The organism is Curvibacter fontanus (assembly GCF_054780335.1).
On record NZ_BAAGWN010000016.1, the window covers coordinates 13,876 to 38,648 of the forward strand.

The 24,773-nt window shown below is 60.0% G+C and carries 23 protein-coding genes and 3 tRNA genes; 18 read left to right on the forward strand and 8 right to left on the reverse strand.

Going from position 1 to position 24,773, the window contains the following annotated elements; genetic code table 11:
• Position 1: 1 nt before the first annotated feature.
• From ACYVH8_RS11110 to ACYVH8_RS11135, 6 genes are all read left to right on the forward strand, one after another.
• On the forward strand, positions 2-1,210 hold the full coding sequence (locus tag ACYVH8_RS11110) for an O-succinylhomoserine sulfhydrylase (RefSeq protein WP_460488923.1): 1,209 nt from the start codon (positions 2-4) through the stop codon (positions 1,208-1,210).
• Between the two features lie 4 nt (positions 1,211-1,214).
• On the forward strand, positions 1,215-2,612 hold the full coding sequence (gltX, locus tag ACYVH8_RS11115; protein WP_460488924.1) for a glutamate--tRNA ligase: 1,398 nt from the start codon (positions 1,215-1,217) through the stop codon (positions 2,610-2,612).
• Between the two features lie 61 nt (positions 2,613-2,673).
• A tRNA-Ala gene (locus ACYVH8_RS11120) sits at positions 2,674-2,749 on the forward strand.
• A 34-nt stretch (positions 2,750-2,783) separates the two neighbouring features.
• Positions 2,784-2,859, forward strand: a tRNA-Glu gene (locus ACYVH8_RS11125).
• Positions 2,860-2,915: 56 nt separating this feature from the next.
• A tRNA-Asp gene (locus ACYVH8_RS11130) sits at positions 2,916-2,992 on the forward strand.
• Positions 2,993-3,157: 165 nt separating this feature from the next.
• Complete coding sequence (locus ACYVH8_RS11135; RefSeq protein ID WP_460488925.1) at positions 3,158-4,354, forward strand: tyrosine-type recombinase/integrase; 1,197 nt, start codon at positions 3,158-3,160, stop codon at positions 4,352-4,354.
• Between the two features lie 55 nt (positions 4,355-4,409).
• Here ACYVH8_RS11135 and ACYVH8_RS11140 read toward each other — a convergent pair whose 3' ends face one another.
• From ACYVH8_RS11140 to ACYVH8_RS11150, 3 genes are all read right to left on the reverse strand, one after another.
• Positions 4,410-5,432: a nucleotidyl transferase AbiEii/AbiGii toxin family protein gene (locus ACYVH8_RS11140; RefSeq protein WP_460488926.1), complete on the reverse strand. Its 1,023-nt coding sequence runs from the start codon at positions 5,430-5,432 to the stop codon at positions 4,410-4,412.
• Positions 5,425-6,021: a DUF6088 family protein gene (locus ACYVH8_RS11145; protein ID WP_460488927.1), complete on the reverse strand. Its 597-nt coding sequence runs from the start codon at positions 6,019-6,021 to the stop codon at positions 5,425-5,427. Before ACYVH8_RS11145 ends, ACYVH8_RS11140 begins: the two co-directional genes overlap by 8 nt.
• 468 nt (positions 6,022-6,489) lie before the next feature.
• Positions 6,490-7,377, reverse strand: a complete 888-nt coding sequence (locus ACYVH8_RS11150) for a LysR substrate-binding domain-containing protein (protein ID WP_460488928.1) — start codon at positions 7,375-7,377, stop codon at positions 6,490-6,492.
• 168 nt (positions 7,378-7,545) lie between these two features.
• Between ACYVH8_RS11150 and phnC the strand changes: the two genes are divergently transcribed.
• From phnC to ACYVH8_RS11170, 4 genes are read left to right on the forward strand one after another with little or no spacing between them, the layout of a single operon-like run.
• A complete protein-coding gene (gene phnC, locus ACYVH8_RS11155; RefSeq protein WP_460488929.1) occupies positions 7,546-8,391 on the forward strand; it encodes a phosphonate ABC transporter ATP-binding protein in 846 nt (281 codons plus the stop codon).
• On the forward strand, positions 8,385-9,257 hold the full coding sequence (gene phnD / locus ACYVH8_RS11160) for a phosphate/phosphite/phosphonate ABC transporter substrate-binding protein (protein WP_460488930.1): 873 nt from the start codon (positions 8,385-8,387) through the stop codon (positions 9,255-9,257). The genes phnC and phnD overlap by 7 nt, the downstream gene beginning before the upstream one ends.
• Entirely contained in the window at positions 9,254-10,054 is an 801-nt protein-coding gene (gene phnE / locus ACYVH8_RS11165) for a phosphonate ABC transporter, permease protein PhnE (RefSeq protein ID WP_460488931.1), read from the forward strand. Before phnD ends, phnE begins: the two co-directional genes overlap by 4 nt.
• A complete protein-coding gene (locus ACYVH8_RS11170) occupies positions 10,051-11,046 on the forward strand; it encodes an NAD(P)-dependent oxidoreductase (RefSeq protein WP_460488932.1) in 996 nt (331 codons plus the stop codon). Before phnE ends, ACYVH8_RS11170 begins: the two co-directional genes overlap by 4 nt.
• 203 nt (positions 11,047-11,249) lie before the next feature.
• Here ACYVH8_RS11170 and ACYVH8_RS11175 read toward each other — a convergent pair whose 3' ends face one another.
• The 4 genes from ACYVH8_RS11175 to ACYVH8_RS11190 are packed head-to-tail and all read right to left on the reverse strand — an operon-like array spanning position 11,250 to position 13,864.
• On the reverse strand, positions 11,250-12,008 hold the full coding sequence (locus ACYVH8_RS11175; protein WP_460488933.1) for a DUF2971 domain-containing protein: 759 nt from the start codon (positions 12,006-12,008) through the stop codon (positions 11,250-11,252).
• A gap of 43 nt (positions 12,009-12,051) precedes the next feature.
• Positions 12,052-12,396, reverse strand: a complete 345-nt coding sequence (locus ACYVH8_RS11180) for a 50S ribosome-binding protein YggL (RefSeq protein ID WP_460488934.1) — start codon at positions 12,394-12,396, stop codon at positions 12,052-12,054.
• 59 nt (positions 12,397-12,455) lie between these two features.
• The gene (locus ACYVH8_RS11185) at positions 12,456-12,776 is read right to left on the reverse strand and encodes a hypothetical protein (protein ID WP_460488935.1); all 321 of its coding nucleotides are present in this window, start codon (positions 12,774-12,776) and stop codon (positions 12,456-12,458) included.
• Positions 12,777-12,790: 14 nt separating this feature from the next.
• The gene (locus tag ACYVH8_RS11190) at positions 12,791-13,864 is read right to left on the reverse strand and encodes a ParM/StbA family protein (RefSeq protein WP_460488936.1); all 1,074 of its coding nucleotides are present in this window, start codon (positions 13,862-13,864) and stop codon (positions 12,791-12,793) included.
• Positions 13,865-13,898: 34 nt separating this feature from the next.
• On the opposite strand from ACYVH8_RS11190, the gene ACYVH8_RS11195 reads away from it, so the two are divergent.
• The 4 genes from ACYVH8_RS11195 (at position 13,899) to ACYVH8_RS11210 (ending at position 18,733) form a co-directional block, all read left to right on the forward strand.
• Entirely contained in the window at positions 13,899-14,207 is a 309-nt protein-coding gene (locus ACYVH8_RS11195) for a hypothetical protein (protein ID WP_460488937.1), read from the forward strand.
• 1,561 nt (positions 14,208-15,768) lie between these two features.
• Entirely contained in the window at positions 15,769-17,202 is a 1,434-nt protein-coding gene (locus ACYVH8_RS11200; RefSeq protein ID WP_460488938.1) for a site-specific integrase, read from the forward strand.
• A gap of 834 nt (positions 17,203-18,036) precedes the next feature.
• Positions 18,037-18,237, forward strand: coding sequence for a helix-turn-helix transcriptional regulator (locus tag ACYVH8_RS11205; RefSeq protein ID WP_460488939.1), 201 nt, complete (start codon positions 18,037-18,039; stop codon positions 18,235-18,237).
• Positions 18,238-18,358: 121 nt separating this feature from the next.
• Positions 18,359-18,733 (forward strand): hypothetical protein, encoded by a 375-nt coding sequence (locus ACYVH8_RS11210; protein WP_460488940.1) that lies wholly within the window; start codon positions 18,359-18,361, stop codon positions 18,731-18,733.
• Between the two features lie 51 nt (positions 18,734-18,784).
• Here ACYVH8_RS11210 and ACYVH8_RS11215 read toward each other — a convergent pair whose 3' ends face one another.
• Positions 18,785-19,054: an IS3 family transposase gene (locus ACYVH8_RS11215; protein WP_460488941.1), complete on the reverse strand. Its 270-nt coding sequence runs from the start codon at positions 19,052-19,054 to the stop codon at positions 18,785-18,787.
• A 223-nt stretch (positions 19,055-19,277) separates the two neighbouring features.
• On the opposite strand from ACYVH8_RS11215, the gene ACYVH8_RS11220 reads away from it, so the two are divergent.
• The 4 genes from ACYVH8_RS11220 to ACYVH8_RS11235 all read left to right on the forward strand — a co-directional run bounded on the left by ACYVH8_RS11220 (position 19,278) and on the right by ACYVH8_RS11235 (position 24,186).
• Positions 19,278-20,351: a ParM/StbA family protein gene (locus ACYVH8_RS11220; RefSeq protein WP_460488942.1), complete on the forward strand. Its 1,074-nt coding sequence runs from the start codon at positions 19,278-19,280 to the stop codon at positions 20,349-20,351.
• A gap of 459 nt (positions 20,352-20,810) precedes the next feature.
• Positions 20,811-21,176, forward strand: coding sequence for a hypothetical protein (locus ACYVH8_RS11225; RefSeq protein WP_460488943.1), 366 nt, complete (start codon positions 20,811-20,813; stop codon positions 21,174-21,176).
• A 30-nt stretch (positions 21,177-21,206) separates the two neighbouring features.
• The gene (locus tag ACYVH8_RS11230; RefSeq protein WP_460488944.1) at positions 21,207-23,330 is read left to right on the forward strand and encodes an AAA family ATPase; all 2,124 of its coding nucleotides are present in this window, start codon (positions 21,207-21,209) and stop codon (positions 23,328-23,330) included.
• Between the two features lie 175 nt (positions 23,331-23,505).
• The gene (locus ACYVH8_RS11235) at positions 23,506-24,186 is read left to right on the forward strand and encodes a hypothetical protein (protein ID WP_460488945.1); all 681 of its coding nucleotides are present in this window, start codon (positions 23,506-23,508) and stop codon (positions 24,184-24,186) included.
• Positions 24,187-24,773: the final 587 nt, after the last annotated feature.

Below are 24,773 nucleotides of genomic sequence, written 5' to 3' on the forward strand. Positions count from 1 at the left end.
CATGAGCGCTAAATCCCGACCCGAAGGCCTGCGCCTGCAGACGCTGGCGGTGCGCGCGGCCGTCGAGCGCAGCCAGTACGGCGAAAACTCCGAGGCCCTTTATCTGACCAGTGGGTATGTGCAGCCCAGCGCGGAAGCCTCCGCGCGCCGCTTTGCCGGCGAGGAAGAGGGCTACACCTACGGCCGCTCGGGCAATCCGACGGTGAGCAGCATGGAGCAGCGGCTCGCGGCTCTCGAAGGCACCGAGGCCTGCATGGCCACGTCCTCGGGCATGTCGGCGATCATGCTGATGTGCTTCAGTCTGCTCAAGACGGGCGACCACGTGGTCTTTTCCCAGTCCATGTTCGGTTCGACGATCAAGCTCATCGGCTCGGAATTCGCGCGCTTCGGCGTCGAGTCCACGGTCGTGCCGCAGACCGATCTCGCGGCATGGAAGGCGGCGATCCGCCCCAACACGCGCCTGTTGTTTGCCGAGACACCCACCAATCCGCTGACCGAGGTCTGCGATATTGCGGCGCTGGCCGAGATGGCGCACAACGCGGGCGCGCTGTTCGCGGTCGACAACTGTTTCGCCACGCCGGCGCTGCAGCGCCCGGTCGAACTGGGCGCGGACATCGTCATGCATTCGGGCACCAAATACCTCGATGGTCAGGGCCGTGTCATGGCCGGCGCCCTGTGCGCGAGCGAGAGGCTCGTGCGTGAGAAGTTCCTGCCCGTGCAGAAAAACAGCGGCATGCTGCTCTCGCCCTTCAACGCCTGGGTCGTGCTCAAGGGCCTGGAGACGCTGGACCTGCGCATGCGGGCGCAGAGTGCGCTCGCGCACGAGCTCGCCGAGTGGCTGCAGTCGCATCCGTCCGTGGCCCGCGTCTACTACCCGGGCCTGGCCTCGCATCCCCAGCACGCCCTGTCCATGAAGCAGATGTCTGGCGGTGGTGCCGTGCTGTCTTTCGATGTGAAGTCCGCCAACCCGGAGCAGGCGCGCGCGCGCGCCTTCCACGTGCTGGACGCGCTGCAGACCCTGTCGCTGTGCACCAACCTCGGCGACACCAAGACCCTGCTCACCCACCCGGCCAGCACTTCGCACGGCAAGCTGTCCGAGGCGCAACGCCAGGCGGCCGGCATAGGCCAGGGCCTGATCCGCGTGGCCGTGGGCCTGGAACACCCGCAGGACGTGCAGGACGATCTGCTGCGCGGCCTCGACACCCTTTGAACTGATGGCACCCGTGACACAACGCGTTCGTACCCGCTTCGCCCCTTCGCCCACGGGCTTCATCCATCTCGGCAACATCCGCTCGGCGCTTTACCCCTGGGCCTTTGCACGGGCCCAGGGCGGTGACTTCATCCTGCGCATCGAGGACACGGACCTGGACCGCTCCACCCAGGCCGCCGTGGACGTCATCATCGAAGGCATGGCCTGGCTGGGCCTGAGCTACGACGAAGGCCCGTTCTATCAGATGCAGCGCATGGCGCGCTACAAGGCCGTGCTGGCCGAATTGCAGGCCGCCGGGCATGTCTATCCCTGTTACATGAGCGTGGAAGATCTCGATGCCCTGCGCGAGCGCCAGATGGCCGCCAAGCTCAAGCCGCGTTATGACGGCACCTGGCGCCCCGAATCCGGCAAGGCCCTGCCGCCGGTGCCCGTCGGCGTGAAACCCGTGCTGCGCTTCAAGAACCCGCAGGGTGGCGCCGTGGTCTGGGAGGACAAGGTCAAGGGCCGCATCGAGATCAGCAACGAGGAACTTGACGACCTGGTGATCGCGCGTCCCGACGGCACGCCCACCTACAACTTCTGCGTGGTGGTGGACGACATCGACATGGCCATCACGCACGTGATCCGCGGCGACGACCACGTGAACAACACGCCGCGCCAGATCAACATCTTCAAGGCGCTGGGCAAGGAACCGCCCGTCTACGCCCACCTGCCCACCGTGCTCAACGAGCAGGGCGAGAAGATGAGCAAGCGCAGCGGCGCGAAGCCCGTCACGCAGTACCGTGACGAAGGCTATCTGCCCGATGCCATGGTGAACTACCTGGCGCGTCTGGGCTGGAGCCACGGCGACGACGAAATCTTCAGCCGCGCGCAGTTCCTGGAATGGTTCGACCTGGATCACCTGGGCCGCAGCGCCGCGCAGTTCGACGAAGCCAAGCTGCGCTGGGTCAACGCCCAGCACCTCAAGGCCCTGGCCGACGAGGCCCTGGCCCCGCTGGTGGCGGCGCAACTGCAGAAGCGCGGCATTGCCGCCGACGAGCGTCTGCCGCGCATCTGCGGTCTGTTCAAGGACCGCTGCGACACCATCGTGGCCCTGGCCGACTGGGCCCAGGCTTTCTACGGCGACGTGAGCCCGAAAGCCGAGGACCTGGCCCAGCACGTGACGGAGACCGTCAGGCCCGTGCTGGCCCAGCTCAAGGACAAGCTGGCCGCCTGTGCCTGGGACAAGACCAGCATTGCTGCCGCCATCAAGGAAGTGCTGGCCGCAGCCGGCCTCAAAATGCCGCAGCTGGCCATGCCGGTGCGTGTGCTGGTGCTGGGCACGCCCCAGACCCCCTCGCTGGACGCTGTGCTGGAGCTGCTGCCCCGCGAAAAAGTTCTGGCCCGTTTGCAAAGAGGCTGAATTTCAGCTTATAATTTGAGGCTCGACGCGATGGTCTTGAAAAAGATTGTCGAAACGAATTGGGGGTATAGCTCAGCTGGGAGAGCGCTTGCATGGCATGCAAGAGGTCATCGGTTCGATCCCGTTTACCTCCACCAATCTTTCGTCGAGATGGAAATCAGTCCAGGTTTTGACCCTATCGTCTAGAGGCCTAGGACATCACCCTTTCACGGTGAGTACCGGGGTTCGAATCCCCGTAGGGTCGCCAAGTTTTGCAGCACTTGGTCCGGTTTCGCAAGAAGCCGGGCAAACGTTGCGCCACGTGGAGTGGTAGTTCAGTTGGTTAGAATACCGGCCTGTCACGCCGGGGGTCGCGGGTTCGAGTCCCGTCCACTCCGCCAGAACCAACCCCGTAGATCATTGATCTACGGGGTTTTTTCTCGCCTGAACGCTTCTAAGTCATTGATTCCAAAGGAAATAGAAAATCTCAGCTTGTCTCACCTTGCCTCAGGCGATCTCTTGTAATAGCATGATCGATGTTGGGTTTTATGTGGGGTAGGATGTAAATGCCAAAAAAGGCGGATGAACTCGCGGCGCTGGCCGTTGGCCGGATCAAGAAGCCAGGACTGACCATGGTGGGTGGTGTCGCCGGTCTGGGCCTACAGGTCAGCCCTGGGGGCGCTCGCAGCTGGATTCTGCGCGCCAAGGTTGGATCCCTGAGGCGGGATATCGGTCTGGGTGGTTTTCCAGACGTCTCGCTTGCGCAGGCCAGGGAGTCGGCCAGGATCGCAAGGCAGCAGATTGTCGAGGGAGTCGATCCGGTCGCCGAGAAGCGACGCAAGCGCGCAGAGCTCATTGCCACCCAGGCAACGACCATCACTTTTGCAGAAGCCTCGGAAAAGTACATCTCGGCACACGAGTCCGAGTGGAAGAACGCCAAGCACCGCGCGCAGTGGATTTCGACTTTGGAGACCTATGCCCATCCGGTGATTGGCAAGATGGATGTGCGCGACATTTTGCAAGGGCACGTCCTCGCCATCCTGGAGCCGATCTGGACGAGCAAGACGGAGACCGCCGTTCGGCTCAGAAGCCGAATTGAATTGGTGCTGGATTGGGCGACTGCGCGCAAGTATCGATCTGGCGAAAATCCGGCGCGTTGGCGTGGACACCTGGACCACCTCCTGGCCAAACCTAGCAAAACCAAGAAGGTCGTTCATCACGCAGCACTTCCCTTCAAGGAGGTGACCTCGTTCATGAAGTCCCTGAGGGAGGTTGGCGGTGTCGCCGCGCGCGCCTTGGAGTTCACCATCCTGACTGCGGCGCGCTCAGGGGAGGTGCGAGGTGCCACCTGGGACGAGGTGGATCTGGAGGAGAAGTTCTGGACCGTACCCGCGGCTCGCATGAAGGCGGGCAGGGAACATCGTGTGCCGCTTTCGGATGCGGCGCTGGTACTGCTGCTATCGACTTCCAAGGATCATCGTGCGGGTTTGCTGTTTCCAGGTACAAAGGGACAACCGCTCTCGGACATGTCGTTGACCGCTGTCCTGAAGCGTATGAACCGCAAAGACATCACGGTGCACGGCTTCAGGTCCACCTTCAGGGACTGGGCTTCGGAGACGACGAGTTACCCGAACGAGGTTGTGGAGATGGCGCTGGCGCATGCCATAGGCAATGCGGTCGAGGCAGCCTACCGGCGAGGGGATCTGTTCAAGAAGCGCCAGGGCCTGATGGCCGACTGGGCGAAGGCGGGCACATCACGCTAGACGGCGTAGCCGGTCGGAAGGTCCTGCCATCTAGGCGGCAAGGGAGTGCTGGTCCTCAGCCGACTGACTGATGGACACGACTCTGTATAGCTCGACATCTTTCGAGAAGTTCAGAAAACTCTGGCTGCTCCACCGCGAGCAGACCATCTTCCAGCATCGCTGCGTAATCATTTGCCAGTGCCTTGAGTGATTCGCCTTCGGGGATAAGCTGGAGCGCACCAGACACAGCCGCGACGTAGTCGACCCAATTGCCGGTGGCGTCTCTCTCCGGAAAATACATCGACTTGTGCTCGGCGACCTGATGGGCAAGTGCGTGATCCGCAATAGCCTTGTCGAGGTGTCCGGTCTTGGCTATGGCAGCCAGGTCGTACCAATGCCGGGAGTAGCGCTCGCCTCGCAGTCGGCCCTGAAGACAGTAAACATGGGCGGCCGTAGCCTTTTCCCAGAACGTCCGCTCAGCGGCCATCACCAGGGGGCGCGCAGTCGGAAACTCAAGACCCTCGATCAAAGGCGCCATGTCGCATGACACTGGGTGAACTTGATTGGGCTCACCAGTTGCGCGTGCTCCGAACTCTAGCTGAATGGTGGGTGCGGCATAGCCTGTGCCCGTCCGGACGGCTGGGTAGGCCAGGATCAGTTTGTCCTGGTTGTCCCCGGCCTGTGTCAACGTGGCTTTCAAGCCAGCGGCAGCCAGGGTGCTCTCGAGGATCGGCTGAACCGTGCCCTTGATCCAGTCGGGTAGACGCGTGCGCACCGCGCCGCTGATTTTCTTCTCCTGGCTTGACGATGCCGGGATGGGATTGCCGTCACGCAGTCGGTCCCCCACCAATTCACGAATGTCGTAGGTGAGATCGATGTCTTCTGAGAACCGGTCAATGATCTTGTAAACCTTGGACAGTGAGGTTCCGCCCTTGAACGTCAGTTTTTCGGCCAACGCTGAGCCATAGATCGCTGACAAGGTCCAGACGACCCATATGTCCTTTTCAAGCAGGTGGGCCGGGCGGCCGCTTCGACCTGCCGCCACTTCCAGGGCTTCAGCTTGGTCCTGCCGGCTAAGGCTGAACCAGGATTCAGCCATGCATGCTCACTTCGCTGACGGCACGTGCCATCCAGCTAGGAAGGGTGGCACGTGCAGCATGTAGGGCGGCCCATTCCTCAGTCGACAGCTTGCTTCGCAAGGTCTGCAGCGCTGTTGAGGTTCGCTCAGGCCCAAGCCAGGACAAGGCGCGGATGGCCATGCCGGCCGGGCGCTTACCCAGCAGGAGTTGCCAGCGGCTGGCATGTTTGAGCTCGACGCTGCGGTTGCCCAGACGCAGTTTGCGCGATGGTCCGGAGGTGAGAAAAACCTCTCGCGTTGGCACTTGCGTTGTCAGTCCCAAGGCATTGGCCTCGGCCGCGCCGTTGGCTACTACCAGTTCGCCACTGACCGACTCGATGGCTTGCACCACGGTCTGTGTGGAGGGGGGGCGGGTGCCGAAGCGGCTTTGTACGGGGAGGGCATAAGTCCCACGACCTACACGCAGCAGCTTTCCCTCACGCGTCAGACGCGTGAGGGTTTGATCTACCGCTGCTCGGGAGCCTAGATGCAAGAACTCCTTGGGCGAGAGCAGACCTCCCTCGGGCAAGGCCTGGGCGGCTGAAAGAATAGCTTGGGCTAGGGAGCTCATGGTGGGATCCGTTTGTCAGAAGTATATATTAGTTTCTGACATTCTGCAAGATGACTGCTCTGCTAACGACCCCCAAGGCTCCGGGAGCGAGGTTGTTGTTTCCAGGGACAAAGGTACAGCTGCTCTTAGATACGTTGCTGTCCACAGTGCATGGTTCCAGATCAACCTTCGGGGGATTGGGATTCGGAGACGACGCGATGCCCGAACAAGGTCTTGGAGATGACGCATAGGCGCATGCCATCGGCAGTGCGGTCGAGGCGGCGTATAGACGAGGGGACTTTCTCAAGAAGCGTCAGAAGCTTAGGTGGGGGTCCAAAGAGCCGGCAGCAGCCCAAAGCAGGCTGAGGGCGGCCTGCCGGAGGACCCGGCGGCGTATGTGAAGCGGGTGAACGCCCTGCTGGTCTGAGTCAGATCGGCACACCCAACAAAGAAGCCGCCTTCGGGCGGCTTCTTTGTTGGTCACCGCCCTCAATCCAGATCACGGCCCAGCTGGCCCGCCAGATCGAAGAATGCGGCGATCAGCGGCGACTGCCTGCGCTCGCTACGGCAGATGATGTAAACCCGGGTCGCCATGACGCTGTCGCGCAGCTGCAGCTTGACCAGCCGCGGATCGGGGATGTAGGCGGTTTCCGCGACGATGCCCAGCCCCAGCCCCTGTGCCACCGCTTCGCGGACCGCCTCACGGCTGCCCATTTCCAGCGCCGCCTGGATGCGGACCCCCCGGTCCGCGAGCTCCTGCTCGAACACCCGGCGTGTGGTCGAGCCTTCCTCCCGCATGACAAATCGTTGTCCCTGCAGATCCTGCAGCGCGATCGCACCGCGCTGCGCCAGCGGATGGTCGGCGTGGGCAAAGACCACCAGTCGCTGCGTCCTGTAGGGCATGCCATGCAGCTCGGGAACCTCCGCATGGTTGAGCACCACGCCCACGTCGCCCTGGTAATCAGCGATCTTCGCCGTGATGGTCCTCGAATCACCCACCCCCACCACCACACTGACCTGGGGATAGGCTTGGGCATAGGCCTTGACGATGGGCACGACGTTATACGGCCCGATGGCGTGGACCACCAGGCGCCCGGCATAGCGGCTGCGCGCTGCAGCCAGCAGGGCGTGGGCGTCTTCCTCGGCGCTGAAGGCGCGCCGCGTGTGGTCCAGCAGCGCGCGGCCGAAGGCCGTGAGCTCTAGCCGGCGTCCCCGGCGGTACAGCAGTTCAACGCCATATTCCTGTTCGAGCCGCTGAATGTGCGCCGACACCGTGGGCTGCTGCAGCTCCAGAAAGCGGGCGGCCGCAGTCATGCTGCCCCAGCGTGCGGTGGCATCAAAAGCCTTGAGGGCGGCGAGAAGACTGAGTCCTGACATAGATGCGGTCTATGGATGCCCTGATTCTGAGACCGGCAAGTTTCATTTGGATGACACCTTGCACCGGCAGACTGGCGCTGCATCCCCAAGGAAGCAAACGCGTCCCGGCCGGTCTTGCACCTGAAGACCCGCCGGACATCGGGAAACCGCCCCACCGAGACACCACCCATGACCTTGTCCGCCCCAGCCCCCCTGCTTACGCTGCGGAACGTTTCCGTGGCCTATCCGGACGGCCACCAGGCCCTGCACAGCACCAGCCTGCAGGTGGAGCAGGGTGAGTTCCTCGTCCTGCTGGGCGCCTCCGGCGCCGGCAAGTCCACCCTGCTGCGCAGCATCAATGGCCTGGTGCGGCCCTCGGGGGGTGAAGTCCTGGCCTCGGACCTGCCCGCGGCTGCGCTGTCCAGCCGCAACCTGCGCGAGCACCGCCGCCGCTGCGGCATGGTGTTCCAGCAGCACCATCTCATCGGACGCCTGTCGGTGCTTGCCAATGTGCTCATCGGCCGCCTGGCAAGCCGCGGCCTCCTGGGTTCGCTGCTGCCCTGGAGCCGGGAGGACAAGCTGGCGGCCCTGGCCGTCATCGAGCGCGTGGGCCTGCTCGACAAGGCGCTAGCCCGCGCCGACACGCTCTCCGGCGGGCAACAGCAACGCGTGGGCATCGCCCGCGCCTTGGTCCAGCGCCCCCGCCTACTGCTGGCCGACGAACCGGTGGCCAGTCTCGACCCCACCACCGCCGGCGCCGTGCTTTCCCTGCTGCACGAGATCTGCAAGAAAGACGGTCTCACGGCCATCGTGAGCCTGCACCAGGTGGATCTGGCCCGCCGCTACGCCGACCGCATCATCGGCCTGCGCCAGGGCCGCATCGTCTTCGACGGCGCGCCCGCCGCCCTCACCGCCAGCACCGAAGCGCAGCTCTACGCCCACGCCCCGTCCACGCCGCCGGACCCCGTCGCCGTGGACCTGGCAAGACCCATCCCCTCACCCACCACCCAACCCAAGGAACTGCAACCATGCTGAACCGCCGCCTAGCCACCCGACTCATCGCCGCCGCGCCGCTGGCCGCCTGGCTGCCGCTGCACGCGCAGGGCAAAGACCCCGCCCGGCTGCGCGTCGCCCTGCTGCCCGACGAGAACGCCGCCAGCATCATCCAGAACGCCCAGCCGCTCAAACGCCATCTCGAGCAGGCGCTGCGCAAGGACATCGAGATCACCGTCACCACCGACTATTCGTCGATGATCGAGGCCATGCGCTTCGGCCGCATCGAGGTGGCGTACTTCGGCCCCTTCTCCTACGTGCTGGCCAAGTCCAAGGCGCCGGCCATCGAGCCCTTTGCCGTCGGCGTCGAACGCGGCTCGCCGACCTACCAGTCGGTGCTGATCGCCACCGCGGGCGGGCCCGTCAAGACCCTGGCGGACGTCCGCGGCAAGCCCTTCGGCTTCGGCGACCAGGCCTCCACCTCCAGCCATCTGGCGCCGCGCGCGCACCTGCTCAAGAAGTACCAGCTTGACGGCGAGAAAGACTACCGCCCCGTCCACCTGGGCACCCATGATGCGGTGGCACGCGCCGTGCAGACGGGCCAGGTCCCGGCCGGCGCCCTGTCCAAGCCCATCCTGGACAGCCTCATCACTCGCGGCATCGTCGACGGCAACAAGCTCGTGCAGCTCGACCTGTCGGCTCCGATCCCGAACTACCCCATCGTCATGCAGTCGGACCTCAACCCGGCCCTCAAGCAGGCCATCCGCACCGCCTTCCTCGACATGAAAGACAAGGACATCCTCAAATCCTTCCGGGTGGAAGCCTTCGCCCCGACGGACGACCAGGCCTATGACGTGCTGCGCGACACGGCGTCCATCCTCAGGCTGGACCTGGGACGCATGAAATGAGCGCACTGACTTTCGAGTCCGTCGTGGCGGCCGACCGGCAGCGCCTGCTGCAGCGGCTCGGATTTGCCGCCATCGTGCTGGCCATCTGCGCCGTGGCGCTGCACATCACGGGCTTCTTCGACTTGCAGCGTTTTGTGGAAGGGGCGCCCGCCATCCGGCAGCTGGGCTCCGAGATGGTGCCGCCGAACTTCAGCCGATGGGAGCACTGGCTCACGCCGTTGCGCGACACCCTGGCGATGTCGATCGCCGGCACCGCCTTGACCGTCGTCCTGTCGCTGCCGCTGGCGCTGCTTGCCGCACCCAACACCACGCCGCACCCGCTGCTGGGCCGCCTGATGCGGGCCCTGCTTGCCGCCTTCCGCTCGGTGCCTGAGATCATCCTGGGCATCATCTTCGTCGCCGCGGTGGGCTTCGGCGCGCTGCCCGGCGTGCTCGCGCTGGCCCTGCACTCCAGCGGCATGGTCGGCAAGTTCTATGCGGAAGCGATCGAGCATGTGGACCCCAAGCCGCTGGAGGCCGCGCTGGCCGCCGGCGCCAGCCGCTTCCAGGTCATCGTGCACGCGGTGATGCCCCAGGTCCTGCCGCAGCTGGCCGACATCACCATCTACCGCTGGGAATACCACTTCCGGGCCTCGGCCGTGCTGGGCATCGTCGGCGCTGGCGGCATCGGCTTCGAGCTGATGGCCGCGCTGCGCCTGGTGAAGTATGACGAGGTCTCGGCCATCCTTCTGTCCGTGCTGGCCTGCGTGCTGGTCGTCGACAGCATCGGCGCCGCCCTGAGGAAACGCCTGAAATGATGATCACACCGCCCCTGCCCAAGATAGTCGTCACCCAGCCTGTGCACGCCGAGGTATTGACCAGGCTCCAGGCCCACGGCCGCGTGGTGATGAACCCCGGCCCCCACCCCTGGACGGACGACGAGCTCATGCACCACCTCGCCGACGCCGAAGGCATGCTGGCCTTCATGCCCGACCGCGTCGACCGGCGCCTCCTGCAGCACGCCCCGCGGCTGCGGGGCGTGGCCTGCGCGCTCAAGGGCCATGACAACTTCGACCTGCGCGCCTGTGCCGAGGCCGGCGTCAGCGTGAGCTTTGTACGCGACCTGCTGACCGAGCCCACCGCCGAACTCGCCATCGGCCTGGCCATTGCCGCGGCGCGCCACATCCTGCCCGGCGACCGCGCGGTGCGCCAGGGTTATGGCGGCTGGCGTCCCGTGTTCTACGGCACCGGCCTGCACCGTTCCGTCGTGGCCGTTGCCGGGCTGGGCGCCGTGGGGGGCGCCATCGTGGACCGGCTCATGGGCTTCGGCTGCGCCGAACTGCTCGGCGTGGACCCCCAGGCACGGGACGCACGGGTGGAACACGTCGACCTGCACACCGCCCTGCGCCGGGCCGACTACCTCATCCTCGCCGTGCCCCTGGTGGCGCAGACGCGCCACCTCCTCGACGCACGGGCCTTGTCGCACGCCAAGCCGGGCCAGATCATCGTCAACATCGGGCGCGGCTCGGTGGTCGACGAAGCGGCCGTGGCCCAGGCGCTGCAAGACGGGCGCCTCGGCGCCTACGCCGCGGATGTCTATGAGATGGAGGACTGGCTGCTGCCCGACCGCCCGGCCGAGGTCCATCCCGGCCTGTTGAACAGCCCAGGCACCGTGCTCACGCCCCATATCGGCTCCGCCGTCAGGCGCGTACGCCTGGCCATCGAGCACCGCGCTGCCGACAACCTGCTGCAGGCCCTGCGCGGCGAATGCTTCAGCGATCTGGTCACGGAGGCCGATCTGGTGAACTGACGCCGCGCCGGATGCGCCTCTGAGTATGGGTAGCGGATCAGCGCATCGCTGGTTAGGACGACTTCCGAATCAAAAACCGCCTTCGGGCGGTTTTTGCAGTTTCAGTTGGCTCTTTTCGACCCAAAGCGGACGGTCACCGACCAGGAAAGGGGACTCTCAACGTCCGAATTAGGCAACCCGCTCAGTTGAAGGGGGCTGTGCACTCATCTTTGGTTTTGACGGAGGGGCACGCCGGTAATGTGAATCCTATTCTCGGGATTCTCAAAGCCCCGTGCCTTGAGCTGGCTCGCCAAAGAAGCTGCTATGACCTCAGGGTGCTCGCAAGGGCCAATCAGAATCTTGTCCAAGAATTCTGGCATCGACAACCCATACAACCCTTCATCGGGGACATCTTCGAGCTTGAGCTTCAGAAGTAGTTGCGGAACCCCACCGATAAGCTCAGGTATCGGCTTGAGCCTTTCGCTCTCGTGGAGTATCTGTGTAGAGACAACTCGCCACTCACGCTCCTCTTGGAATGCAGGGTGCTTGGTACAGATCGCCGCGAAGCGAAACGCCTCAAACATTCCGTGCTTTAACCATTCTCTGCCTTGTTGTTGGACGTGTGCGACATGCCGGCGCAGTCCGGCCGTAATCTTTCTCATTTCTGCAGCAACACCGTCCGGCTCGAGATAGGCAACAGGGCTGCTGTAGGCCTTCAACGCATTAGATGGCCGGAACATGGGACCGCCGTTGAAGATGAACGCGACGCCCGCACTCCCGCCATACGCACGCCACATCGACAGCCTTCCGTGGAGATCTTCATGCTTCGCGTGCTCCGAAACGGAAAGTATGTAGGTGTTGCGCTTGATGATTGGGGTCCAACTTTCGAACAAGGAGCTCCACTCAGACGAGATGTCCGGAAAGCACGCGTTCATCGCGGCCTGTAATTCTGCACCTGCAGAAGACCGGTACGCATCGATCAAGCATTGCAGGCCATGCGCTACCTCCGTGACCGGTCCGGAAAAACTACTCGAGCTCCTCCCCTTTATCTTCGCCGTACCATGCATCAACAAGGCCGCTTGCCTTGACCTCGTCGATCTCCGCACGAGATCGGAGCCACTTCAACACGGTCTCTCGTTGCGATTCCGAGACCGAGCCACGCTTGAAACCCACGATGAATCCGCCACTTGCCCAACCTCCGAATCCGAGCCCCTCCGGTTCAATGACCTCCGAGAGCAGGGAGTCGATAAGTGCCTCGGATTGCTCCGGGGTCAAAAGCGATTTGAATTTAGCCTCCCAGGAGAAACCGAGTTCCTGAAACTCGCCGACACGCAACTTTTTGCGAAGCCTTCGACTGCGCTTCTTTGTCATGATGGTTACTCTAACGAATTAGGCCGCAGTTTAGGCCAAGGCGCCCCAAACTTTCCAGACTACCGGACTTCAAAGAAGCCGCCGTCAATCGGTTGCCGCTCCTCCGCCGATGGTTGTTCAACCACTTCTGGACGACTGACCGGTTCGGGTGTAACAGCAGGAGCAGCGGCCGGTCCAACCGACGCCACACGGCCCGATACTGTTGCCAGCATCCCCCCTTGGGACAGCCGCTCAAACGCCAGGCCGAGCCGCATGAGGTGCAGCGCTTCAAAGCTGCGACGCTTGGGCGCCGAACTGCGAAGGCGCTCATAGACATCGGCCATCTCCGCCGGCACCGAGAACCTTAGGCCGACCTCGCTATTCTTGACATCCATTGCCATGGTCGCCGCGTCTCCTACGTGAGCTTCGGACGCGACAGGATCTCGCCGGCGAGCTGGAAGCCTTTGACGTTCGAGTACACCGGTTCCTCGTCAATGTGCATGATGTGGATAAGGTGCGGAAAGCGGTTACGGAAGTACTCATAGAACAGCGCACCGCCACCGCCGGTGAACAGAATGGTATCCAGCCCGTCGAACGATACGACCTTCGCCTGCATACGATCCACCGACTCCTTGAGGATAGCGGTGATGTCAGACTCATAGTCCGTCAGGCGGTACGACCTTCCCGAAACAGTAAATGACTCGCGCTTTTCACAGATTGCGCGGTCGATGCGCTCGATGACGTCGAAGTTGTCGCGCCAGCCGCGGTCGATCTTGTCGGCAACGGCGTAGGAGCAAGCCAACATGCTCTTGTTATAGGCACCCGAGCGTTGCCAGTTCGGGCTGCGACCGCGGGTTACGAACCAGTCGAGTGTGCCGCCGCCGGCGTCGACCACCATAGAAAAATGGTCCTCGTAGATGCGACGGTTCAGATTCCCGTAATTCACCAGAGCGCCTTGAGGCTGCACGATGACGCTGCAGTTTTCAACCGTGATCCGACGGTACGAGTCGGCTTGGGTGGCGTCTGGCAAAAGGTGTTCGCCGATAACACGAGACTGAAGCCTTTCCCGGTGCTCCTGGTATGTCGTAAGTGGCAGGCCCAGCACGAGATGCTTGATGACCAGTTCGCTGGGGCCACCGGCGTCGAGCCACATGTAGTGCATGGCGCCGCGGACCAGCGCCAGATATTTGGAAGACAAGCAATAGTCCGGCAGGACATCTCGGGGCTCCTGGCCCGAGCTGAAGAGGTTTACGTCACGTCCGACGAAATACTCGACACCGTCGACTTCGACCAACGACCCATTCGGACGACCATTCAGAACGGACTGAGGTGACATTCCTTGCGAGAGGCGCGGAGCCAAACTTGGGAAATGATTCACAGCGATCGACGGAATGCCGCTAAGGACCTTCCGACCGAAGGTCAGCTTGACGGAAAAGTAGCCGACATCGACAGCACGTACATCGACGACTACAGAAGTTTCAGGTTTCATAAACGCTCCAAAAAAGACAACACATGTGTGCTGTATGGAATCCTCTCAGAGCTTTTCAGTTTGTCAAACGATCAAGACCAGTGCCGGCAATCATTGCCACTTTGCAACCATAGAGAACCTTCCGCAGCTTGGCGCGGTGGAGATCATTGCCACTTTGACGCCAGCAAGGGTACACAGCTGCTGGTGCTGTGGCAATGATTGCCGGTTTGAAGCCAGAAAATATCCAGGTGGGTTGGATGGCTGGCAATCATTTCCGCTTTCCAAAAAATCGACGATAGCCGCCCAATTTCTAAGAGAGAAAGCCAGACTGGCCCCAGGAATCTCAACTCATTTCGGGACATGAGTGCTCTGCTGGAGGATCGCTTTCGTCAGGACCAGCCCCGAAGAATGAGCCGCCAACCGGTGTCTTCTGCGAGCGAGTCCTTCTTCAATCAAGGGACCGTAGACGGCAAATGCTGAGCGCTCACGACGACATATCAACAGGACGCGAGGGCGAGATCCCAGCAACGGTTTCGAGAAGTGATTCAAAGGAGAGAGATCACCCGGCCTTACTGCCACAAGGTCTTGACGGAAGCGGTGAAAGAGACAAAGCACGAGCGACAGAATATTTGAATTTGTGGATAACACGATCGGATAGAGAAGTTGGTCACAATCGTTTGACCCCAGGAATAAGTCCCGCTACAGTACAAACCGTGAAGCCCATTGGGCACCACGCGGAACCAGTTTCCGCATACAACACCTTGGGATCGCAGCGCGGTCCTTGGGGCCCGGCGAAAGCCGGAACATGCAGAAGGCTCCGCGCCTTTTGAGCCGCAGAGCGAACGCGACAACTGATCCGACATCCCACCTGGCTCGCCACGGCGAATCCCCGAACGATGCTCAGCTACTGCTGACCTCAAGTACGGCAATAGGTGCAGTTCCTCAACCCACCCCCGCGGGAACGCCAATGGCGATGGCTATGACGCTCCAACGGGAATGAAAATGGGTCGACGACAGTAGGAAAAGTAAGTTGTCGTCAGACGTGAACGGGATGAGTCCCGTGAGCTAAGACCAACTGGTTGCCTTGGAAGCAGTGACCTCGAATGAGGCCCGTTCGCAAGAAAACTGTTTTATGACCCTTGGATGGGTCGCCACTCATGGCTCTTCTGGTGAAGGGCGTAGAGCTGGGGCTGGGCAAGCAGCAATGCGAATACACATTCACGTTCCAACCAACGTCTCGATGGAGTTGCGCTGAGGCCTACAGGCCGATGCCGCCGACTCGCTAAGAGATCCACAAAGCCGCCTAGCGTTTGAGCTGGGAGCCCCATCGGGGCCTACAAGGGCTTTGCAGGATGAACCGCTGGATCCGGGCTCTGCATATGTCAGTGCAGGGCAAGTGAATGAACATGTCCACCCTCATGAGGGTGTGAACAGGTTGGTCACCGTCGACGACCCTGGACTAGGAATCCAGCCCCCTTGAGCCGCCACGAAAGCGTGACTCAAGTGACACCGATAGGTGTTGCCTCTCGCTCGCAACGACGTGGCAGGACAGTTTGTTTACGAATGTTGCGAACCGTACTGACAGAAAGCCCACCCGGGCTCGCAAAATAAAAGGGGATACGTCACCAGCGCCGCAATGGGCGATACCAAAGAAAGCATGGCGGGTCAATCCGCCAGGCGCCGGAAAGTCACTTTTTGGCGTGAGTGGCAGGAACCCGTATACCCGCGGTGGGCGAGTGCCATCCATTTGCATCGTCATGTTCGGATGCGGTCGGATGAGAAATGCGCCCTGCGGGGTGTGTATGAGCGGTAAGTTTTAGACACAGGAGCGGGATGTCGGTGACAGAAAGAGACGGGTGCTGCGGAATGCGTGAGTACCTGTCGTGACGACGGTCCGAGAAACACCACAAAGGATCGGCCAATAAATGAAAGAAGAGAAAAAACGTGACAGAGTGAGGCACTCTGCTGCCAAGGCGGGGACCGAACCAAGTGCTCGGGGTGCTGGCGCAGGCATCGATGCCATGATGCGCGCCCAGCGCAAGTACCCGAACAACCCGCACAAGCAAGTTGCGGCGTTCCTAGGAGAATTCACCATCAAATCGGGAACCGGGCGTAAGCGTCCAGTATCCGAAGCCACATCCGACGCCTACGGCGACACACTACAGCTGATCATTGCCGAGCTGAGAGAAGATGGCGCGGCCGTGCGCAACCTGAGCGAGCTCGGCAAAGCACACCTGCTCAGACTCATCAAACGCTGGAACGCTCGCCAGCTCAGCACTAGCACCATCCAAAACCGACTTTCACGCTTGCGGCGATTTTTCAACTTTATTGGTAAGGGGCACATACTGCCCACCGCGGCCAGGCTCAACGCCTTGTTGCTTGACAACGGTATCAGCCCGATACCGCCGCGCTCAATAGTCGCAAGGGAATCCAAGGCCTGGAAAGAGAAGGCCGTCGACTTTGACGTCGTCCTGGAGAAAGTACGCGCGAACTGCCCAACCACAGCACTGCAACTGGAATTTCAAGCAGCTTTTGGACTGCGCGTTAAAGAGTCCATCATGATCAAGCCACACGAATGCGACATGGGCGACCACCTGCGTATCAAGTACGGAACAAAAGGGGGATTGGAGCGCAGTGTGCGATTTGACAACGAAGAAAAAGCGGCGGCCTGGCAGCGTGAGATTTTGGAATGTGCCAAGCTCGTCGCAGACCATCACCCCAAGCGCATCTTGGCACTTCGCGGGCGCACTCTAGAGCAATCCCTGCGCCACTTCTACTACCAGATGCGAAAAATTGGCGTTACCCGGGCAACGCTGGGCGTCACGGCCCACGGCCTACGCCACGAGTTCGCGGCACGCCGCTACTGCCAGGTCGCCGGATTTGAACCACCGGTCTCGGCTGGCAGCCCGACCGTCGTCAACGCCATGGTCAAGGAAGCCGACCTCGAGGCCCGCAAGCAAGTCAGCCTCGACATGGGCCATTTCCGTCTCGACATCGCTGGTGCCTACATCGGCACGATCCCCATGGCCGAGAAAGAAAAGACTCAGCGCCTCAAGGCCACATGGCGGCTTACCGAAAACAATCCGCGCTTCGTTAAAGCCATGGCCGATGCCGGCGTCTCCCGCGTCTGGCTCGGCGAGAACTTCGCGGCCGGTCTGCCTGTGGCGCCCAACCAAAAGATGCGCCTGTTCATCGCCACCCCCGGCCTCAAGCTCCTGGATAGCAGTATCCTGTTCCGGCTCAAGCAAGAACTCATGGATATCCTCGGCCGCGGTGTCGACCTCACCGAACACCACCGCACCACGGACCCCGACGATTCCAGTGAACTTCAGCTTCCTGAAGTGCGTGATCCGCAATAGCCATGTCGCTGTGCTAGGTCTTGGCTAAGGCCATAGCGGCCAGGTTGTACCACTGCCGCGAGTGGCGCTCGACCCACAGCCGGTCTTGACGAAAGTAGACATGGGCGGCCGTGGCCTTTTCCAAGATTGTCCGCTAAGTGGTCATGATTAGGGGCGCGCAGTCGGAGAATCTAGGCCCTCGATCAGAAGCGCCATGTCGCATGACATCGGATGAACTTGATTGGGTTCGCCAGTTGCGCGTGCCCCGAACTCCAACTGAATGGTAGGTGCGGCAAAGCCTGCGCCGGTCCGGACAGCTGGATAGGCCAGAATCAGCCTTTCGTGGTCTCCTCGGCCTGTTTCAGTGCTGTTTTCAAGCCAGCGGTAGCTAGGGCATTCTCGAGAATCGACTGAACCGTACCTTTGATACAGACAGGCGATCCGTCTGCGACTCATATGCAACGCGATTGAATGTATCTAAGTGCCCTGCACGCGGGGGCTCAATGCTTTGGCACGGCAGGTGATCGAAAGCAGCGACATGCGTCACTGGTCCTGATCGTTTGACACCCTGTAGGTGCACCATAGAATAAGTTCAGCTGTCAAATCGGCAGCCTTATCCAGGACGGTATAGATCTGCTGAAGATCTGAGCCCCCCCAAGCTGATACCAGGCTCAGCTACCTCGGGGAAATGCGCACCTCAAACCTAGAAGTACAGGATATGTGTGTGACAGGTTGGCTACCTACCAATAGCCAGGCGAACCTCGTCAGCCTCCGAAGGATGAAGGAACGACGTAATCACCACGGAAAAGAAGGCCGAGGACTGGTGACTGCGTTGCGCTGGGTTGTCCACGCCCAATGAAAGACTCTGCAATTCAAAAACGTTCAAGTACGCTACTTCGCGCCCCGCAAGTGCTTGAAAGACTGAATATCAGTCGCGCTACGCTTTATAGGGGAATAAGAGCTGGCTATTACCCAAAGCCTGTTCTGATTGGCGAGCGTGCAGTTCGCTGGCGCAGCGCCGACATCGAAATTTTGATCGATCGTGGTATCCAATGAGTGCGCGGATTTGCGAAATTTTTGAATGAAATGGCGCAAGCTTGGATGACGACGAGTTTCAACCTTAGTAGGATAGAACTCGCCACATTGACATGACTAGTTTTTGTCGTAGTCTAGTTATATGAGCGAACAAAAAACGCCCGATCTAGGCATCGCGATCTACTATTTGTCTACCGGACTATGCGTTGGTGGAGTCAAACCGCAAGGCTCGGTTGAAGGATTCGACAATCTCGATACGGTACTTGAAGCCATGACGATCTCAGACCTGGGGAAGATCGTAGATTGCGAGATTCCGGCCCGCTGCCTCAAGCGTCGTGGCCCCGTCATTGGTACGTTCATGAGTGAGCCCATCCCCCAGCACCTGTGGATGGAAAGCGGCGAACGCTACGAGTTCGATGGAACATTCCCTCATCCCTTGGATCTGACTAAGCTGCAGCCAGGCCGCCTCATGCTGCTCCCCGGACTGATCTACTCGCTAGAGCACTCAGCAATCTGAGGTGTCTGTCGAATTTCGCCTTCCAGCGGGCAGAACTCATGCCGACTTCGATTACTGACACGCATGCTTGTAGATCCAGTCCTCAAGGAGCCGAACAGGCGAGCCGTAGCCCAACGCAGAGTGACGGCGACTCCAGTTATAGAACACCTCGATGAAATAGAACAGATGGGCCTGCGCACCGGCTCGCATCGCGCAGTTCGTGCCATGCCCTCGCATTTTCTTCAGGCGGATGAAGAAAATCTCGGTGTGCAGGTTGTCCCAGCAGTTGCCCATGCGGCTCATCAAAGCAGTCATGTCGTACAGGGCTTGCGTGGCCGTCATGGCCGACTTTCGGACTAGATGCCGAGGTCGCTGTGGAAGATGATTCTAGTGTTGGGCCTTATAGCCAGGGCATCGGCAACGATGTCGAACGTCATCCTCGGCTTGATTGATTAGCCCATCTTCGGGCCACGTTTCGGTCTGCATCGTTTGACGCTTCCAAGGATTCCTTTGATCATCAGGTCCAGCACGCGCTTGTGTTGCCTTTTTTCTAGGAATGCCAGAAATGAAATCAAATACCCCCGTCGTTGTTGATGTCCGTGCCGCGGATGTCGGATATTTTTCAGTGAAAGTCAGCCTCGGTCGACACTATGAACCAACCGGTGTGACTGTCTCCACCCAAATATTTCCCAGCCTTGCTCCCCGGCTCCTGGCCGGTATGTCTCCGCGCAGCGCAATGAACAACGAACCAGATGGCGCAGTGGTGAAAGTCGATGGCGTGAACTACTTTGTCGGTCGCGATGCGGTACTTTATAGTTCTGGCCGCGAGCCTCGGCCTGTGTTTGATGACTACTGCTTGAGCAATAAGTACATGGCGCTACTGCGCGGTGCGCTTTACTACATGTCCAAGGACGTCGGCCACCCGGCTGAGATGGTCATCAAGCACCTGGTCGTCGGTTTGCCCCTGAAAAACTTCACTCGCTATCAGGGGGAGCTCCAAACCCGTTTAGTCGGGGAGCATCTGCTGCCTGATCCAACCGAACCTAAAGAGGTTAGCCGCGTCTCGGTCCAGCGTGTCTCGGTCATCGTGCAGCCTCAGGGGGCGCTCATCAACCACAGCCTGGAAAGCGGCCGTGACTTGAACGACTCCTCCTCGTTGCTGGTTGTCGATGCCGGTGGCGGCAACCTTGGTTGGTTCATGTCTTGTGGCCGCCAGCCCAACTGGCCGCTTTCCGGCGCGTACTCCAAGTCCATGCTGGCCTGCGCCTGCGCCGTTGCCGACGGCATCGACAGCAACTGGCGTGACAATTTCGAGATCATTGATCGCATTGATACCGCGATCCGTACTTGCGCCGATTCGTTCATAACGGGCGGCGAAACGTACCCAATGGCTGAGCATGCCTGTGCAATCGAGGCAGTTTTGACTGAATCGGTGGATCAGTTGATCTTCAAAACTGAGAAACTGGAGAACTTGGACGCCATCCTCTTCACTGGTGGAGGGGCTACTGTTTTCTACGACTACATGAAGCGGAAATTCCCGGAGCACGCATCGATCATGCACATGGACGCGGACCCAGTCTTCGCCAACGTCAAGGGCTTCCAGATGGCTGGGGAATACCTGACTGCGGCGTCGAGGTAAGGCGGAAGGTGGGCTGATAAACGATTCGTCTGAAGCTCTCCAGTCCGATTGGTACTGAATTCACGATTCGACTGAACATTGATTCTGACCTTGAAAACCTCTTGCAGCATCTCAAGGAGAGGAGTCGGCGAAGTCGAGAAGCGGTGCACCTGATGCGCTTGTGACCGATGTACCTCATGGAACTTTCCCTGCAGAAGCGGGCCTGGCTGGTGGAGGTGAGGCGCTCTGGCTAGCAAGGCGCATGCCTCAAAGACAACGCCTCGAATGCGCAAGCACACCGAACCGTCGCAAGCACCAAGGAAGTGAAAGCAAGCGAAGGACTGTAGTAACTGTTCTCTCTGCCTGACAACGTCTTCTTTGGCGCAAAGGGTTGATGCAGGATGATTTACCAACACCCGGGCCGAATGCCCGGGTTTCTTTTTTTGGGGGTTGACAGGGAGGCGTTCTGTGAGAACTTGAATGACGGCGCCGATATTCGAAGCGAAATGGAGCGATGACGTGTCACAAAACAACAAACTTTCCACTAGGTCGATGTTTCGCCAGAACGCGCAAATCCAAGATGCTGAGGGGGTGCGAAAAATACGTCACTGGTTGATGGATAGCGCGGCGGGGCGTGAACTTCTGAAAACAGCCGCAGCTCGCTGCAGCCCGGGGTCCCGCCTGCCGGTTTTCAGCAACCCACCGTCCATCGACGAAGAAATAGAGCCCTACATCGACAAGCTTGGACTGCGACAACTAGAAGAGCCGACAAATCCCATGCAAAAAGAGCTGACAGAGATCTACCTGATCTGGAGATCGCTAAAGGCCGCGCTTTTCGGTCGATAGAAACCAAAAAAGCTAGGAGCGCTGTAGTGCATGACTATTGACAAAGATTCGAGTCATGTCATTTTTTCTCATGAAAGAATAAAAATGCTCGGTGAAATATTTCGGTTCACTTTGTATCTGCCGTTAAAGCTGGCGAGCCTGTTTGTGACGGCTGCTATTGCATTCGTAATGCTAACGGCTTTGCTATGGAGAACGGAGGTGCCGCGCTTCTCGTATCCACTTTTGCGCGAAGGGCAGGTGGGTGGCCTCGACAGCCATACCTTGAGCGGGTTTCTGGCCTATGCAATAGGGTTGACAATCCTCTCTCACGTTGTGCGTCTCATCTATCTCGTGGTAGCACTGATCCTCAAGCAACGCTTTGGATTTACCGTTGATGAAGGTGATGAGCAGCATATTTATGCGAACGCACTTAGCTTGATCCTTGGCCTAGGTGTCGTTGCGTTCTGGTTTGCCATTTGGGGCCGTAAGCAGGGCCTTATAGATCTGGCGCTTCCCGCAACCTATGTGGCAGTGGTCGGGCTGACGTGGCTCGACTTCCACTTCGACTGGTACTACGGCATCCCTGTGCTTCGTCGTCTCGCGCGCAATCGCGTTCATACCCAGACCGGCGGCCGAGACCGAGACGATGGCGAGCAGATCGCTCGGATCGAGAGGGCATTGATTTCCTTCAAGGATATCTACGGCAATACAGAGCTTAAGAGTCGCCTCCTGCACACGGGACAGGCCATCGTAGGCCGTAGAGAAAACAGCGTTGCCCCGCGCAACGGAATCCTGCTGTCCGGGGAGCCTGGCAACGGCAAGACTGTGTTCGCTGAAGCCCTTGCCGGAGAGCTGAAGCTGCCATTGCTCAAGTTGACCCATGCTGATGTGGCCAGCCAGTGGGTTGGCGAGCGTACTACCCGCATTAAGCGTGCCTTTGACCAAGCCATCCGTCGTCAGCCCTGCGCACTGTTCATCGATGAGATCGACAGCTTCATACCTGAGCGTTCTTCCGGTCATTCCAGCGTCAAGGAAGACACCGATGTGGTCAATGCTCTGCTGACTCTGCTGGTCGACATCCGCAAGCACAAAGTACTGGTGATCGCTGCCACGAACCACATGGACCGACTGGATAGTGCTGCGGTTCGCGAGGGTCGCTTTGACTTCAAAGTTGAAGTCACCCCACCCGACATGGAAGCCCGCATCGGTCTGCTGACCAAGGGCTTTGCTGACAACCTCAAGGGCTACAGCGCTGACGAAGCCACGATCAATAACGTCGCGGCGCGTTGGAACGGCTTCTCCGTTAAACGCATCCTGGCTGTGACCGAAGAGCTTCCGTCCTACCTGCATGGCCGCGATAGTGGGCGTCAAGTCACTTTCGATGACTTCATGGCCGCGCTGCGCCGGGTTCAAGGCCGCCGCGGTTCCACGCCCGAATCTGCTATCCCGTTGGATCAATTGATCCTGTCGGCCCAATCCAGGGAGTCTCTTGACATGCTGGCCAATCGCCTACGCGACCCGCTGCGCATAGAGCGCCTGGGTGGCTCGCTGCCCACTGGCGTGCTCTTTTACGGTCCGCCCGGTACCGGCAAGACCACGGTGTGCAAGTCCCTGGCCAAGGAAGTTGGCTGGGCGTTCCTGCCGACTTCGGGTGCTGAACTGTCTCGCAACCCCAATGGCCTGCAAAAAATCTATGACAAGGCGAAGGAACTGCGCCCGGCAATCCTCTTTATCGACGAGGCCGACGACCTGCTGCGTAACCGAGAGTATTCGAACTGCACCGAAGCCACCAATAAGCTGCTGACCATAATGGATGGTGCTGGCGACCGTGTACGTGACGTACTCATTGTCGCAGCCACAAACAACCCGGACCAGATCGACGGAGCGCTGCTACGTGGCGGACGCTTCACCGAGAAGGTTGAATTCGAACTGCCGCAAGAAGATCAGATCGCATCACACGTGGCTAACTGGATCGTTAAACGTAATCTACGACTGGGCAAGGGCCTGACTGCCGACAGAATTGCATCCGATTTGGGCCAGCAAAGTATCGCCAACGTCGAGGCCGTGCTGCAGCACGCCGCCAATCGCGCCATCTCGCGCGCCACTAGCGACGAAATCATGCTATCCCAAGCCGATATCGAGGCTGGCATGTCGACTGTTCTCGGGAATCTTTGATCCGTGCTGATCAGGGCATTCAGGTCAAAAGCGCGCTCGTAAGCCACAGGCGCGGCGCAAGGCGGTTGATTAGCGCTCGGCCTAGGGAGACGCGGTAGACCAGTTGCTGCCCCGGATTGACGAGGTCTGTACTCGATGCTGCTTATTTATTTATATGACCACTTTGAATACTGCAATGCGCGCTGAGCGCTCTGATGAGCCCATACCCCTTGTCGATCTGATTTGTCAGTTCTATATGGATCGGCTTAAGTTACTGGGATCGGCAGAACAGGCAAATCGCGACGTGACGGGTTCTTTACCCGGCTGGTTGAGAACGGCGATAAGAAAAGAAAACATGCTGAGGGAGAAATCCGATCCGATCTCGGAATTGCCCGAATGCGCCGAACTGATCCAACTGTTTCCCTATGCGCCATCAATGGATGCACGGGCTGCCCAGGACGTGATCCGCTTAATGGATGCTTTGAGTGACGAGCCATCCGTTTGTATCGGATCCATGGGAAGGATGCATCTTAAATTCATGGGTCTCCCGTCTGCGCAGCGTGAAAGTTGGGAAGATGTTGCCCGAGAGCATTTCCAGGAGGTCAACCGCCAGTGGCCGTATTGGTTGCATTTCCTGGAGCCGACCTTCAAAAACTACACATATCTGACTTCCCTGCTATGTGAGCCTCTGGCGCGCAGACAGGCTAATGGGAAAATTCTGGTGTTACTCAACCGGGAGGATTTCTACGCAGAAATTATCCGGCTTGTGATGGCGAGCCTCACGCTACAGGAAATCTGGCAGATCCCTATAGATAGGCGACGGGCGCACAGTCTCCGGGTACTGGAAGTACTACGCGAATGTTTGGTTCCTGCCTGAACCTGGCATCGTGGTGGTGAACGGTCAATATGCAGCGATTGCTTCCGGTGACCATTGGCGGGTGTGTTAACGCTTCCTGTCGGCAAACAGTTTTGCGGCGGCGCCGCTTGTGAAGGCCCGGTCGGAAGCTAAGCGAGATGCTTGAGTGACTGGGCAGGACTTAATCTGGCTGAGTCAGTCGGGGAACCTCTTCCCACCCACCTGAACTCGTTTCCCGACCCAAAGCGATCCGCCTGATGGAGAAACTCATCTTCATGGACGATGGCGACGTGCTCAGCATGCCCAGCGTGGTACGCACCATTTACGACCCACAGCCGGTATCAACGGGATACGTAGCGTGGCGGGCGAGTTCCTGGTCGATCACAACCCGCAGGCAAGGCTGACGGTCTTTGGCTAGGAGCTCAACCCCGAGTCCCACGTCATTTGCAAGGCTGACATGCTGATCAAGGGTCAGGACGCGACCAATATCACCTTTGGCAACACGTTCAGCGAAGACGGCCACACCCACAAAAAAGTTCGGCTACATGCTGTTCAACCCGCCGATTAGGACAACGCTCAAGCCCGTTGCCCCCCCCTTTTCCGCCTCA